This window comes from Acinetobacter sp. FY683, from assembly GCF_059515885.1.
Genome location: NZ_JCAKNA010000005.1, coordinates 120,928 through 135,655, shown reverse-complemented (window position 1 = coordinate 135,655; position 14,728 = coordinate 120,928). Strand labels below are relative to the sequence as shown.

13 protein-coding genes are annotated in these 14,728 nt (G+C 36.6%); 9 read left to right on the top strand and 4 right to left on the bottom strand.

Annotation, left to right across the window (positions count from 1 at the left end; translation table 11 throughout):
* Positions 1 to 49 precede the first annotated feature (49 nt).
* From AC5YDH_RS04430 to AC5YDH_RS04410, 5 genes are all read left to right on the top strand, one after another.
* Complete coding sequence (locus AC5YDH_RS04430) at positions 50 to 802, top strand: hypothetical protein (RefSeq protein ID WP_496117123.1); 753 nt, start codon at positions 50 to 52, stop codon at positions 800 to 802.
* Entirely contained in the window at positions 774 to 1,295 is a 522-nt protein-coding gene (locus AC5YDH_RS04425; RefSeq protein WP_496117121.1) for a DUF6161 domain-containing protein, read from the top strand. The genes AC5YDH_RS04430 and AC5YDH_RS04425 overlap by 29 nt, the downstream gene beginning before the upstream one ends.
* Before the next feature lie 134 nt (positions 1,296 to 1,429).
* Positions 1,430 to 2,638 carry a 2-octaprenyl-6-methoxyphenyl hydroxylase gene (ubiH, locus tag AC5YDH_RS04420; RefSeq protein WP_496117119.1) on the top strand — a complete coding sequence of 403 codons (1,209 nt, stop codon included), beginning with the start codon at positions 1,430 to 1,432 and terminating at the stop codon, positions 2,636 to 2,638.
* Positions 2,635 to 3,876 carry an FAD-dependent monooxygenase gene (locus AC5YDH_RS04415; protein ID WP_496117117.1) on the top strand — a complete coding sequence of 414 codons (1,242 nt, stop codon included), beginning with the start codon at positions 2,635 to 2,637 and terminating at the stop codon, positions 3,874 to 3,876. Before ubiH ends, AC5YDH_RS04415 begins: the two co-directional genes overlap by 4 nt.
* A 174-nt stretch (positions 3,877 to 4,050) precedes the next feature.
* Entirely contained in the window at positions 4,051 to 4,299 is a 249-nt protein-coding gene (locus AC5YDH_RS04410) for a hypothetical protein (protein WP_496117115.1), read from the top strand.
* Positions 4,300 to 4,352: 53 nt separating this feature from the next.
* Here the strand turns inward: AC5YDH_RS04410 and rsmI are convergent, their stop codons facing one another.
* Positions 4,353 to 5,195: a 16S rRNA (cytidine(1402)-2'-O)-methyltransferase gene (gene rsmI / locus AC5YDH_RS04405; protein WP_496117113.1), complete on the bottom strand. Its 843-nt coding sequence runs from the start codon at positions 5,193 to 5,195 to the stop codon at positions 4,353 to 4,355.
* A gap of 158 nt (positions 5,196 to 5,353) precedes the next feature.
* Here rsmI and AC5YDH_RS04400 point away from each other — a divergent pair, with 158 nt between their 5' ends.
* From AC5YDH_RS04400 to AC5YDH_RS04390, 3 genes are all read left to right on the top strand, one after another.
* Positions 5,354 to 5,785: a YraN family protein gene (locus AC5YDH_RS04400; RefSeq protein WP_496117111.1), complete on the top strand. Its 432-nt coding sequence runs from the start codon at positions 5,354 to 5,356 to the stop codon at positions 5,783 to 5,785.
* 72 nt (positions 5,786 to 5,857) lie between these two features.
* A complete protein-coding gene (locus AC5YDH_RS04395) occupies positions 5,858 to 6,505 on the top strand; it encodes a BON domain-containing protein (RefSeq protein WP_496117109.1) in 648 nt (215 codons plus the stop codon).
* Positions 6,495 to 7,382 (top strand): alpha/beta hydrolase, encoded by an 888-nt coding sequence (locus tag AC5YDH_RS04390; RefSeq protein ID WP_496117107.1) that lies wholly within the window; start codon positions 6,495 to 6,497, stop codon positions 7,380 to 7,382. Before AC5YDH_RS04395 ends, AC5YDH_RS04390 begins: the two co-directional genes overlap by 11 nt.
* A gap of 19 nt (positions 7,383 to 7,401) precedes the next feature.
* Here AC5YDH_RS04390 and nudC read toward each other — a convergent pair whose 3' ends face one another.
* The 3 genes from nudC to dnaQ all read right to left on the bottom strand — a co-directional run bounded on the left by nudC (position 7,402) and on the right by dnaQ (position 11,296).
* Entirely contained in the window at positions 7,402 to 8,175 is a 774-nt protein-coding gene (gene nudC, locus AC5YDH_RS04385) for an NAD(+) diphosphatase (protein ID WP_496117105.1), read from the bottom strand.
* Positions 8,175 to 9,818 carry a chemotaxis protein gene (locus tag AC5YDH_RS04380; RefSeq protein WP_496117103.1) on the bottom strand — a complete coding sequence of 548 codons (1,644 nt, stop codon included), beginning with the start codon at positions 9,816 to 9,818 and terminating at the stop codon, positions 8,175 to 8,177. Before AC5YDH_RS04380 ends, nudC begins: the two co-directional genes overlap by 1 nt.
* A gap of 122 nt (positions 9,819 to 9,940) precedes the next feature.
* Positions 9,941 to 11,296, bottom strand: a complete 1,356-nt coding sequence (dnaQ, locus tag AC5YDH_RS04375; RefSeq protein ID WP_496117101.1) for a DNA polymerase III subunit epsilon — start codon at positions 11,294 to 11,296, stop codon at positions 9,941 to 9,943.
* Positions 11,297 to 11,498: 202 nt separating this feature from the next.
* Here dnaQ and AC5YDH_RS04370 point away from each other — a divergent pair, with 202 nt between their 5' ends.
* Positions 11,499 to 14,699 carry a LysM peptidoglycan-binding domain-containing protein gene (locus AC5YDH_RS04370; RefSeq protein ID WP_496117099.1) on the top strand — a complete coding sequence of 1,067 codons (3,201 nt, stop codon included), beginning with the start codon at positions 11,499 to 11,501 and terminating at the stop codon, positions 14,697 to 14,699.
* Positions 14,700 to 14,728: the final 29 nt, after the last annotated feature.

The window sequence follows — 14,728 nt, the reverse complement described above, 5'->3', positions numbered from 1 at the left end:
GGCTTTTTGTGTTTATATACTTAGATTCTTTTTATAAATTGGGGGATTTATGGATTACAAAATTCAGTTTGAGTTTGGTGACGCAACAGGTTGGTCACAAGAATTTACTAGTGCTAGAAATTTATTGAAATTCCTACAGCAGGAATATGAGTTTTGGGAAGAATTTAATATTGAGCGATATGATTCAGGTGATAAGCAATATCTAAATTTTTATAATAATCTGAGTGAGCCTATCAATATACTTGAAAGAATGTTAAACACTAAAGATCTATTTGAAAAAGAAATAGAAGAAAAGTTACAGAGAATAGAGCAGTATTTTAATTGGGCTGGTTCGCAATGGTCGTATAGTAAACAAGCTATAACAAAACATTATTTAGCGATTATCAAAAAAGAAAATTTAACGATCGCTAATGCATTTTTAGAATATATTTTGAGTAAAAATACAGGTAATGTTGGTAATCAGGATTACTTTAAGGGGTATCTCAAAGCTTATGAATATCAAAATGCTGATATTGACTTAGTTAAAAGAAGAAATAGTGAAAAGAAATCGTTATCAAAAATTAGAGAACATTTTCAGAATTCACAAGATGAACTATTTGGAGAAGTAGAAGTATTTAAAAATGATTTTAATATTTGGGAGGAAAACACAAAAAATGCATCTAAGAAATTGTATAGGGTTCAACAAAAATTAGGGGAAAGGAAATTAAAGCAACAAAATAATGTATTTGATACAAACTTATCAAACTGGAATACAAAGGTTTCGGAATTAGAAAATGCATACAGCATACCAAGCAAAAATTGAGGAGTTAGAAGCTGTATATAAAGAAAAATTAAAGCTTGAAGGACCAGCAACTTATTGGAATAAAGCAGCTGTACGTTATGAAAAACATGGTACGAATTGGGCAAGAGCACTTGTTTTGTTCACAATACTAGGCATTTTTGTATTCGCAATTTTATTAACGCTTTGGTTTAGTGGTAAATCAATGCCACTACAAATTACATCGGTTCAAGGTGTATTAATGTTTGCCTCTTTGGTTGCAATGTTTGCATATCTTATGAGGGTCTTATCACGAATGACATTTAGTTCTTTTCATTTAATGAGAGATGCTCAGGAAAGGGAGCAACTGACTTATTTATATTTATCATTAACACATGATAGTGAAATTGATAAATCTTCAAGAGACATTGTTTTACAGTCATTATTTAGCAGAAGTGAAACGGGCTTATTGGCTAAAGAAAATGGTCCAACGATGCCAACAATAAGTGAGGTGTTATCAAGAGTGGGTAAATCTTAATTAAGCTTAAAAGTCTGTAATAGATTATGGCTTTATGATGTAAATAAAAACTGCTTTCAGGTAATATAAAATCCATTAAAGATTTTAGGTCTTTCGAGCCAAAACCTCGAAAACTGCATAAGAAGGGTACAAGCATGCAACAAGAAATCATTATTGTTGGTGGTGGTATGGTGGGGCTAAGTTTATCCCTCATGTTGGCGAAACAAAACATTGCAGTAAAACTGCTTGAAGCCATTAAATATCCAAATTATGAAGATGCAAATCTTGCCCCATATCACTCAAGTTTTGATGCACGAAACAGCGCTCTCTCACGCCGTAGTGTACAAATTTATCAAGAACTGGGTTTATGGGAATCTTTACAAGAACATGCAACACCTATTTTACAAGTTCACATTACAGAACAAGGCAGTTTTGGTAAGGCGCGTTTAAAAGCAGAACAAGAAAAAGTAGAAAGCTTTGGGCAAGTGATTGAAAATGCATGGCTTGGTCGTGTGTTACTTACAGAAGTCCAAAAAGAGCCACTGATTGAACTTATTGATGGTGTACAAGTAACATCATTAACTCAAAATGAAGATGAAGCACATATAGAGGCAGAGCGTTCGGGCGAAAAATTATCACTTACAGCGAAACTAGTCATTGCTGCCGATGGTCGAGATTCATTTTGCCGTAAAGCTTTAGGTGTCGGAGCATCTGTGCATGATTATGACCAAGTTGCGATTGTAACCACTGTTCAAACATCAAAACCTCATGATCATGTAGGCTTCGAGCGTTTTAGTCATTTAGGACCTTTAGCATTACTACCTTTACCTGGAGAATATCGCCGTTCAGTGGTTTGGCCAGTGAAAAAAGGCACAGAAGGTGAGTGGTTGGGCGATGAAAATGATCAACACTTCCTAGATGCTTTGCAAGAAACTTATGGCGACCGTGCAGGTAAATTTGAAAAAACAGGTAAGCGTTTCTGTTTCCCATTATCTCAAGTTTTAGCAGAGAAGCAGGCAGTAGGGCGTGTTGTGTTAATGGGTAATGCTGCTCACACCATTCATCCTGTTGCAGGACAAGGTTTTAATCTTTGCATGCGTGATGCTTATGTATTGGTGCGTTATTTAACAGAGCAATTGGCTAAATCGGAAGATCTTGGTGAGCCGTCTATGCTCTTAGATTATGAAAAGTCACGTTTAACCGATCAGCAACGTGTGATTAAATTCTGTGATTCGGTTGTACGTGGTTTTAGTAATCAAAACCCATTCTTAAAGCTTATTCGTAATACAGGATTACTTGCATTTGACCTTATTCCAGGCATTAAGCCGTTAGTTGCAAACTATGCAATGGGGTTAAAAGCATGAGCCAAACAGACAAAGTTTTAGATGTTGTTATTATTGGTGGTGGTTTAGTTGGTGGTTTAACTGCATTACTTCTTGCTAAAGGTGGTGTGCAAGCCACTGTTTTAGATGCAGCACCCATTTTAGATGCTGAAAAAACGTTAGCTGTCGCAAATCCACGTGTTTTAGCTTTAAGCCAAGCGACTATTCATTTGCTTAAAACCGCAGGTGTATGGGATCAACTTGCACGTCAAATGCCATACAGTGGTATGCAAGTGTGGAATAAAAATGGTTATGGTGAAATTAATTTTGGCGAACAATCTGAGAATACGCCAAGTATAGATCATGCTTTAGGTTCAATGGTTGAACCAAGTATTTTGAATTTAGCCATTCAGCAAAAAATGCTAGAGCAAGTGACTGATTACAGAACGCAAGTAAAAGTTGCACGTATTGAGCAGGGTGTGGGTGTTTGGCATGTCGAACTTGCAGATGGTACAACGCTAAAAACCAAATTGTTAATTGGTGCCGATGGTGCAAACTCATTTGTACGTGATCAAGCATTTATTGATTTAGATATTTTAGATTACAAACAAGCAGGCGTGACATGTGCTATTCGCACAGCGAAGCCACATCAACATGTTGCTCGACAAATTTTCTTAGAAACGGGTCCTTTGGCATTTTTGCCAATGGCAAGTTTAAACGTCGAACAAGATGGTTATTGGCAGTCGATTGTTTGGACATTACCAGACGATTATGCAGATGAATATTCAGCATTAAATGATGATGATTTTAAAGCGTTATTAACGCGCGAAAGCCATCACATGTTGGGTGAAGTTTTAGAAGCAACACCACGCGCTAAATTTCCACTGAAAGCTCGTGCCGCTAAGCGATATGTAAAAGATGGTTTAGCAATTATTGGTGATGCTGCTCATGTGATTCATCCGCTTGCAGGTCAGGGTGTAAACATTGGTTGTTTAGATGCAGCGGTGCTATGTGATGTACTTTTACATGATCATCAACGTGGTGTTTGGGCGCATGAACAAACACTGAAGCGTTACGAACATCTACGTAAAGGTCAAAATGATGCAATGATGCATAGCATGTCTGCTATTGGGTGGTTGGAAACAACAACATTTTCTCCAATTGTTTGGGCTCGTAATTTCGGCTTAAAACAAGTTGAGAATCAAGTTGCCTTAAAAGATGCATTTATGGCACAGGCCAATGGTTTACAGTTACTTAAGAACACGCGTTACAGTGTCTAATATTAATTAGCTATTTTTTAATCGGTTGTTAATAAAAAATTACCAATTTGATCAAAAAATAGACCATTTTCCGATATTTGACTCTATGCGAAATGCGAAGAGATTGCTAAATTTCTTCGTAAATCATCACCAATAAATTTGGTTGTTGAATGCACGAAATGTGGGGATATGAAAATGACTGATATGAATGATTATGATGATGTAGAAGACTCTGCTGTCGATGATGATGAAGCTGATGCTGCCGAAAAAGGTGCAACAGATGGAGATGAAAAAGCAACAGATACAGATGTAACTGAAGCGGAAACATTGACTATTACAGCGAAGTTAAAACAGCGTCAGTCTTTGGAAGATGAAGTTGCTGCATTTCTTGCACGTGGTGGGAAAATTACAGAAGTTCCACCAGATGAGTCTGCAAAAGATTAAATAAAAAAACCCATGAAATTAAAGTTCATGGGTTTTTTTAGCTTTGCCAAAAATTATTCGACTTTGTTTGTAAGTTCTAAAGCACGTTGGTAAGCAACTTTCTTCTTAATGCCTGTTAAATCTGCAGCAAGTTGGGATGCAGCCTTTACAGATAAATCTTGTAGTAAGCGAGTTAGGAGTTGATCAAGCTTCTCTTGCTCCATATCTTTTTCTTCACTTGCACCACCAATAACTAAAACAATTTCACCTTTTTGTTGGTTTGAATCACTTGAAATAAACTCAACCAATTCACCTAAAGTCATTTTTTTGATGGTTTCAAATGTTTTGGTAATTTCACGAGCAAAACCAACAGGGCGATCTGCACCAAAAACATCAGCCATATCTTTCACACATTCTAAAATACGGTGAGGCGCTTCATAAATGATCATGGTTTGAGTTTCATCTTTTAATCGATTTAGATGAAGTAAACGCTGAGATTGTTTAGAGGGTAAGAAACCTTCAAAACTGAAACGATCGCTTGGTAAGCCTACGGCACTTAAAGCAGCAATAGCAGCACATGCGCCAGGTACAGGAATAACTTGAATGCCTTTGGCTTGAGCCGCACGAACAAATTTAAAACCAGGGTCACTAATGAGCGGTGTACCTGCATCACTAATGAGCGCCATATTTTCACCCGCTAATAAACGATCAACAAGGTGATTTACTTTTTCACTTTCATTGTGGTCATGGCATGCGGTTAATGGCGTGTTAATACCAAAGTGTTTAAGTAATTTAGCAGATGTACGTGTGTCTTCGGCTGCAATAAGCTTTACCGATTTTAGAACTTCAATAGCACGATAAGTAATGTCATCTAAATGCCCAATTGGTGTGGCTACAACGTATAACTGAGCACTCATATTCAATCTCCAATGGGTGTGCTGATGTCGCGATAATTGTGTATCATCGTAACGAAGAATCCGCTATTCTACCCGAAATTAGAGTATCAATGGCGAAGCAAACCAGATCTTCTTCTTTATTGCTTGAATCATAAACATTTAAAAACAACATCAATAAAATGAAAAATATAAATAAAGATAAATCAAAATTAGGTGATTGGGCAGAGCGTCAGGCTGCTTTATTCTTAATAGATCAAGGGTTTCAAATTCTTCATCAAAATTATCATTCTAGATTTGGAGAAATCGATTTAATCATTAGGAATGCTCAAGACTTGATATTTGTTGAAGTGAAGGCTCGTTCAAAAACACAATATGGTCAGTCTTCAGAAGTTGTGTCTATCGCTAAACAAATGAAAATTATAAAAACAGCACTTGTATACTTAGATAAATATCCTGAAATGAGTGACTTGTATTGTAGATTTGATGTAATTTGTTTTGATTTTAAACAACAATTTGCAAAAACTGTACAGCATGACTTTTCACATTTCACGTATGATCTGAATTGGATAGAAAATGCTTTTACTTTTGATTCAGAGTTTATTAATCTTTGAACACAAGTTAAGACATTGTTAAATGTTTGAATACTAAATAAAGATAGAATATTGAATAAGGAGTCTTGCCGAGTGTTGAATCGTATTGCAATAACCATGCTCTGTGTTGCAAGCTTATCTGGCTGTGCAAGTTTTATTTCTGGTGGTACAGGTACAGCACCTGTAGGCACTGAAAGTGGCGCAAGATCACTAGGACAAGTCTTTATTGATAATTCAATTGAGCGTACTGCAAAAATTAATTTATATAAACTTGATTCTCGCTTTAAACAATCTCGTGTGAATATTGAAAGTTTTCATAGCAATGTTCTTTTAACGGGGCAGGTGCCAGATCAGAACTTAAAACAACTTGCTGAAGATAATGTTCGAGCAATGAGTGATGTAAAAACTGTGCATAACTATATTACGGTGGGTAATCAAATTGGTTATTCAACAATTATGCAAGATACAACGGTTACTGCAAACACACGTGGGCTAATTATGAAAGCACCGGTGGTATCTGACAGTAAAGTACGTATTCATACCGAAGATGGTGTTCTTTATGTTATGGGGCGTTTGAGTACGGCTGAAGCAACGGATTTAAATCAAGTGCTTCAACAAGTGGGGAATGTAACGAAAATTGTGACACTCATTGATACTACAGACAAAGCTTCCTCAAATGCTAATATGTTAATTCAACCTGCAGTACAAACACCTGTTGCGATTGATCCAAATGCTCAATAATGTTGAACCTTTGCTAAAAAAGCTAAAAGTACAAACAACAAATTTGAAATATATCTATGAAGAGTTTCGAATTTATGATGTTGGTAGCTATGCTCTAAATCGGCTTACGCCTAAAAAAGGTTATTCAATACGTGAAAATATTGCTTATGGTTTAGCAGCTCGTCATCGCTTAGATTTATATCAAACTGCATCACCTAGAAAAAATAGACCACTTCTTGTATTTGTTCATGGTGGTGCGTGGTCGCATGGGGATAAAAAAGATTATCGCTTTGTAGGAGAGGCTTTTGCAAAAGAAGGCTTTGATGTTGTTATTATTAATTATAATTTAGCACCACAACATATTTTCCCTATTTATATTGATGATTTAAGTCTTGCGTTAAATTATTTGGATTTACATCAAGAAAAGTTAAATATTTCAACACAAAGTGTTGTATTGATGGGGCATTCAGCAGGCGCATTTAATGTTATGTCAGCTGTTTATCATCCACAAACTTATGATATTCGTTGCAAAATGAATATCAAGGCTTTGGTTGGATTGGCTGGGCCATATCATTTCGATTATAAGGGTGATCCATTATGTGCAGATGCCTTTGATCAGGAAGAGCCTTATCAAAATGTGATGCCATATTATTTTGTAGAGTCGAATGATATTCAGCATTATTTATTTATTGCCGAAAATGACACAATTGTACATTTAAGTAATGCAACTGATTTTGATCAGAGACTCAAAGAGTTGGGTAATCATAGTGAAATGGTGATTATTCCCAAAACAGGTCATGTTACTTTAATGGGATCTGTTTCTAGTATTTTTAGTCGTTTTTATAAAACGAAATCTGAAATTATGAAGGTGTTGGATCGAGCTTTAATTGAATCTTAAAGCTCGAATGAAGAGGGGTTTAAAGCCAGTCTTTGGTGTCATCAGCAACTTTTAAACCTTGAGTTACATGCATAATCATGGCATGTGCAATACTACCTTTAAATGGAATTTCAGGCAGTGCATCAAATTTAAAAAATTGAGCATCGCTAATTTCTTCTTCTTGTAAGAGCAGATTGCCATCTGCATATTCTGCTTTAAAGGCAATCATTAAATTGCTTGGAAATGGCCAAGGTTGGCTTGCTAAATATTGGATATTTTTAAGTTTTAAGCCGACTTCTTCTTCAGTTTCACGACGAACTGCATCTTCAAGAGTTTCACCCACTTCAACAAATCCTGCAATTAAACCATACATGTTGCTTTTGTTTTTTGCATTTTTGGCAAGCAAAATTTCATTTTCTCCACGTGTAATGACTGTAATTACACAAGGTTGAACGCGCGGGTATTGATGGTAACGACAAGCAGGGCAAATCATTGCGAATTCAGTCGAGTGGACTTCGGTTTTTTCACCACAATGACTACAAAATTTATGATTTCGACGCCACTCTAAAAGTTGAATTGCTCGACTGGCTTGCTCGAATTGTTGAGTATTCCAAAACTGAAGGAGTTGACGAATTGGAACAAGTTGTAAGCCATTTGGAATAGCTTCATTGTCTTGAAGGTCACGGGCAATCACTTGATCACCCGTGCTAAAACTTAAATCACTTGCAAGCTTTTCAACTTTAGGGAGTTGAAAATTTTCATCTACAAGAAGTTGTTGTTGATGGAAAATATATGCAAGTGATAATTGAGTCATTAGGCTACAGATTTAAGTTTTTCGCTACTTGCTAATGCTACATCAAACATTGACTGTAAAACAGGTTGTTTGTTTTTTAAATTTTCGATAAGTATGTCAGCACTTGCTAAGGTATCAAAAATTGAGTGCGTATCTTCTGGAGAAAGTGGCTTTTGAGCATTAATTTGTGCTGCAACAAAATGAGCAGCATTTTTTAAAGCTGTTTGACCTGTCACAACATTTAAGAACAGAAGAGCACCTGCAACTTCTTCCAATTTTGCAGGAATAATAGCAAGAGGTTCTAATTCTTGATCTTTAAGATGCTGTTCTAAGCATAAGGTGATTAAATCAATTGTTAATTTTGCTTCATTGAGTAATGTTGCATGTGCATCATCCAAACGATCAAGCGCAATATTTTTGTTGTTTACACGAAGCTGTAAACGGCTAGAAGTGTGATGACGCTCCAAAATACCAATGGCATTCATTGCAGAAAGCAGCTCATTCATCAGTTTTTGAGCAAAACTTTCATCTTTTAACAGCTCTGAATTCTTTAATTCTTTTGCTTGAATGCTTAAAGATGTGTACGCATCATCAAGATTTAAGACATGGAAGATATTTGCAATGTCTTGAATTTTAGTTTGCAACTCCAATGTTTTTTCAGGGCTCATTGATTGATAGTTATATTCAATATCAATACGTAACTGCGCCATTTCAGTAGATACTAATTGAGTAATCGTATGAATAGTATCGTAGTCTGGACCATATAAATGACGACTAAAGACTTGAAGTTGTAAGTCTGTTAAAAGTTGGTCGCCAATATTTAGTTGATCACGAATGTGCTGTGATGTCGCATTTTCTTGGCTAATCGCTAAACTTAAAATATTAGATAAATGACTTAAATTTGCTTTAAACCGTTCAGGAGTGTCAAAGAATTGACGAATATTAGTTTCTATTTCAATGAAGGTACGTAGACGTGGTTCGTTAATAATGAGTTGATCAATATTTTCGAAAACGTAATGAACCAAACTCCAATATTGTTTACTTGGAAGCTCTTGAGAAAGATTTGCTAAATAAGCACCCACTATTTTAATTGCTTGTAAATCTAAAAGAGTTTCTTCTCGTTTAAGTAGTCTATTTAAAGCAAATTTGTATAGGCGATGTACGTATTGAGATTTCTCTAGAGAAGGTGCCTGAGGCAACTCAAAATCAGGTGTAATGTCACCTAGGAATTTATCAACTTGATAACCTTCTTGAGTGACTGTTTTGCCTAAAGCAATTTCTAAACGGTTTAATGTGCTCAGTAAAAATTGTGGAATTTTAACTTCACGTAGGCAGATAAATTCAATATAGCGCTTCAACATGTTTGTGCCTTCACTTAAGGCAACAATTTCTTGAGTGTTAATTGCGCTTGGATTTGCCATAATCTTACGCATTAATTCAGCAGAGTATTTCGCTGTTTTTGCAAGATTGTTCATGCCAATGAGGTTTAATACTTGAGCACATTGTTCTAGCTGTAATAAAGCATCATCAATACCAAAAGGTAAAGTTTCATCTTCCACTAAAGTGCTTACTGCAGTTTCAACTTGTGAAATATAGTTGTCCACTTCATTTTTAATTATAAGTAATGCAGTTGGGTCAAAGTGTATTGAGGTTTGGTAAGACATCTATCTGCACCTATCCTAAGTTATAGCTGTATTTCGGATGCTCAAAATGAGCAAAATATTTATTACTTACTATAACTTAAGTATTCAAGTTTTAAATAAAAAAACAAACATCCGTTTAAATATTATTTTGCAAAAAGGCAAGGCTCGCCATGTTTTTTCTCATATTCTTTGACCCAATTCTCATGTGCTGCTAGTTCATCTTCAGATGGTAATATGGCAGAAAGTTGAATTTCGACTTCACGGCGAGCAGATTCACCATCTAGAACCTCTGTACTAGAAAGAGCATCAATATCAAAAGATACCTGCCCACCAGTCATTGCTAAATAGACATCAGACAGAATTTCAGCATCGAGTAAGGCACCGTGGAAAGTACGATCACGTGCTGGAATTTCATAACGACGAACTAAAGCATCGAGGGAGTTTTTTTGACCTGGATGTTTATTCTTTGCCATTGCCAAAGTATCTGTGACTTCACAGACATCAGAAAGCTTACCTAAACCAACACGTTCGAACTCCATATTTAAGAAGTTCATATCGAATGTTGCGTTATGGGCAATAATTTCTGCACCTTTTAGATAGTCGTATAAGACATCCGCAATTTCGGCATACTTAGGTTTATCTTTTAAAAATTCATCAGAAATACCGTGAATATTCTCAGATTCACCGACTTCTTTTTCTGGGTTGATGTAGATGTGAATTGAACTTCCCGTAAGTTTACGGTTAATCATTTCAATTGCGCCTACTTCAATAATACGGTCGGTATCTTGGAAATAGAAACCAGTTGTTTCTGTATCTAGAATAAGTTGGCGAGGACCCTGAGCTTCTAATGTTGCAGGTGTAATGACAATTTGTGGATGAGTTTTCGAGTTGACTTTATTTTCTATAAAGACTTCATTTGACTCATCTATAGCCTCTGCCTCAACTACAAGATTTGGTTCTTCAAGAAGTTCTTCAGACTCATCAATTTCATCTTCGGCTAAATCAAAGCCAAAAGGGTCATCTAGAAGCCAGTCATTTTCAGCTTTTTTTTTATCTGAATCTGGGGTATTTAACTTTTTTGCAGTTTCATCTGCACCTTGGTTTGCAAGTTGATCTGCCATTTCATTTCCTGCATGACCAGCGTGACCTTTAATCCAATTCCACTCAATTTCACGACCCTGACAGGTTGCATCGAGTTTTTTCCAAAGATCGGGGTTTTTTACGTCTTTCCAGTTCTTTTTTTTCCAACCGTGAATCCACTCTGTAATGCCTTGTTTGACATAATTAGAATCTGTCCAAATAATTAATTTAGCATCAGAAGGGCATGCAAGAATACCTTCGATGGCAGCAGTTAATTCCATACGGTTGTTTGTTGTATGGTCTTCGCCACCACAAATTTTACGCTCTTCTTGACCATCAATAATATATGCTCCCCAACCACCTAAGCCAGGATTGCCACGACATGCACCATCTACATAAAGTGTGATTGATTGAGACATAAGTCATTTCCAAAAAATTTGAGTGAAACAAAAACAGTGCTATTGTATATCGCAAATTGACCGATTAAGTCTTTTAAATCTTAATTTTTTAATTTCTTGTAACATTTATGCATAAATAGCATTAAATTATAGCCTTGTGTCGCAGAGATGCTTCACTACAATGTCTATATTAAAAATAATTTATACGATGTTTGGATTTCTTATGTATAAACCAACCACACTCATGTGGCAACCGACAGTACCATCAATATTTAAAATTACAGCAGTTGGATCTGCACTTGTTGCTTTAGGATTAATGACAGGATGTGCATCCTCTCAAAGTGCAAGTGGGTCATCTAAGTCAAAACAATTAGGTGGCGGTTATTTAGATGCAAATAGTTTAGATTCATTAGAAGATTTGTTATCTGCAACAGATATGCGTGCAGTAGAAGGTGACCGCTTACTTATTTTAAAACATGGTGATGTTTGGAAGCGCATGAGCGTTGGTTATAAAATGGATACAGACCAATGGAATCCACGAATCGATGCACAGCGTAGTTGGTTTATGTCGCGTCAGCCGTATATTGATCGCTTGAGCGCACGTGCTTCACGTTATTTATATCACACAGTCAAAGAAGCTGAACGTCGTGGGATTCCTACAGAGCTTGCTTTACTTCCGATTATTGAAAGTTCATATGATCCAGCAGCAACAAGTAGTGCAGCTGCAGCAGGCTTGTGGCAGTTTATTCCAAGCACGGGTCGTATTTATGGTTTAAAACAAACAAGTATGTATGATGGTCGACGTGATGTTGTTGAATCTACACGTGCAGCATACGAATTTTTAAGTGGTTTATATAATCAGTTTGGTTCATGGGAGCTTGCTTTAGCCGCTTACAATGCAGGCCCTGGACGTGTTCAGCAAGCTATTAATCGTAACAAAGCTGCAGGCTTACCTACAGATTATTGGTCATTGAAATTACCACAAGAAACAATGTATTACGTGCCTCGTTTTATGGCTGTGGCACAAATTGTTAAAAATCCACATAAATATGGTGTGAGTTTACCGCCAATTGCAAACCGTCCACACTTTAGAGAAGTGAGTGTAGGTACTGCAAATTTAAATGATATCTCTGCATTAACAGGATTAAGTAGAGCAGAGCTATATGCACTGAATCCAGGGCATCGTGGTGAGCGTATTGATAGTGAAAGCCCAATGCGTATTTTAATTCCAGCGGACGTGAGTCCATCAGTCGATGCGAAATTAAAAAAACTAAGTGGCACGAGTTCATCTTCAAGTACATGGTTAGCATCGTCAAATAAGAATACATCTACTACTGTTTCTCCTACTAAGCCAACCCCACCAGCTTTACAAACTTCAGTTGCATCTAAAACTTCGGTGGCAAAAGTTGCAACGCCTGTGGCAACAGCACCAGTATTAACAGCAAGTAGCAAAGTTTCAACGCCTTTAGCGGTTACACCAAGAGGATCAAATGCCTTGGCATCATTTGCTAATAATGCAGATATTCCAAGTGCACCACGTATTCCTGTTGCTGTTACACCTGCAGTGAATGTAAAGCAAGTGAATCTTGAGCCACCAATTTCAGCAGCTGAGCGTGAAAAAATTACAGCAGCATTAAAAGCTGAAGAATCGACTCAAAAAATAGATGATGTTCTTAAACCTGTTGCATCGCAAGCTGAGCAAGATCAAGTGATCGCGGAACTTAAACGTCTTGCACCTGCGGGAACAGAAATTGTAGATCCGTATGATGGAAAAATTAAGTTAACAGCAATTCAGACGAGTTTATCTGTTGCAGAGCAAGAAGGGAAAGAGTTAACGAAAGGTTTCTCATATCCAAAAGCAGTAGCGGATAATACAAAACCAGATTCAGAAGATGCAAAACGTAATGCTGGTAAAAATTATATTAAAACGGATTCTGAAGTTGTTGTTGTAGCACCTAAAGGTAAACGCAGCACATATAATGTGATTTCGGGTGACACATTAGCGACAATTGCATTAAAAAATGGTGTGAATTGGCGTGATGTTGCAAAATGGAACCAAATTGATCCAAACGCAACTTTATATGCGGGTACAACTATTTATTTGTACGATGCTAAACCTGTTGAAGAAGCGAAACCGAAACAACCAGAGGTCTATACGGTTCAAGCCAATGATTCTTTAACTTCAGTCGCTGCTCAGTTTGGTTTAAGCGTAAAACAACTTGCAGATTTTAATGATTTAACGACTACAAGTAACTTGCGTGTTGGGCAAAAATTATCTTTAAAAGATGATGGTGCTAAACGTGCAACAGCAAAAATTAAGACAAAAACATATACTGTTAAACGTGGTGAGTATTTAAAACTGATTGCAGATCGTTATGCATTGTCGAATCAGGAATTAGCAGATTTAACGACGGGTTTAACATCGAGCAGTAACTTAATGGTAGGACAAAAAATTAATGTCCCAATCAATGAAGTTGCTTCTAATGATAAAGCAGATGATAAATCAACAAATGCTAAGGGTGAATCTGCAACATCTACGCCAAGCTATAAAGTTGAGAATTATACCGTTCAGCGTGGTGATACTTTGTATAGTATTGCTTCGCAGTCCAAAATTAGTCTTGCTGAGTTGGCAAGTTTAAATAGCATTGCGCTAAATAAAGGCTTACAAGCAGGGCAAACATTAAAAGTTCCAGCGGGTAGCAATGTTCCTGATACTTATACCGTGCAATCAGGGGATTCTTTATCTGCAATTTCAAATAAGTATGATTTAGAAATTGATTATATTGCTAATGTGAATGGTATTAACCGTAATACCAATTTACGTGTTGGTCAAAAGTTGAAATTGACAGGTGATGAGCCGAAGTCAACAACGAAAGCATCAAGTAAAGTTGAAACTGCATCTTCGAAGAAGCCTGAAACCTATGTGGTTCAATCAGGTGATACCTTAAGTAGTGTTGCACGTAAGTTTGATTTACAAATTGCTGAATTAGCCGATTTTAATGACTTAAGTGCAAATGCTGGTTTACGTGTTGGTCAACGCTTAAAGCTTGACGGTGAGCGTGCAATATCGAAAGTCGATACGTCAAGTGCAGAGTCAGCTAAGAAAAACTCAGCATCATCTAAGAACACCGAAAAATATACAGTGAAGTCAGGTGAGTCTTTAAATGCGATTGCAAATCGTGTGGGGATGAGTGTTTCTGAGCTTGCAGCTTTAAATGATTTAAGTCCAAAAGCAGGGTTGCGTGTAGGACAGTCAATTAATATTCCTAAATTAGTAGTGTCTTATACGGTAAAACGTGGTGATACTTTAATTGGGCTTGCAAATCGTTATAGTACGGATACAAAAACGCTGGCTGAAATGAATGATATGCAACCAAGTGCTGCACTTCGTATTGGACAGGTGATTAAAGTTCCAAATATGTAAAGGAAGTCCACCTATATGGCACAACATTG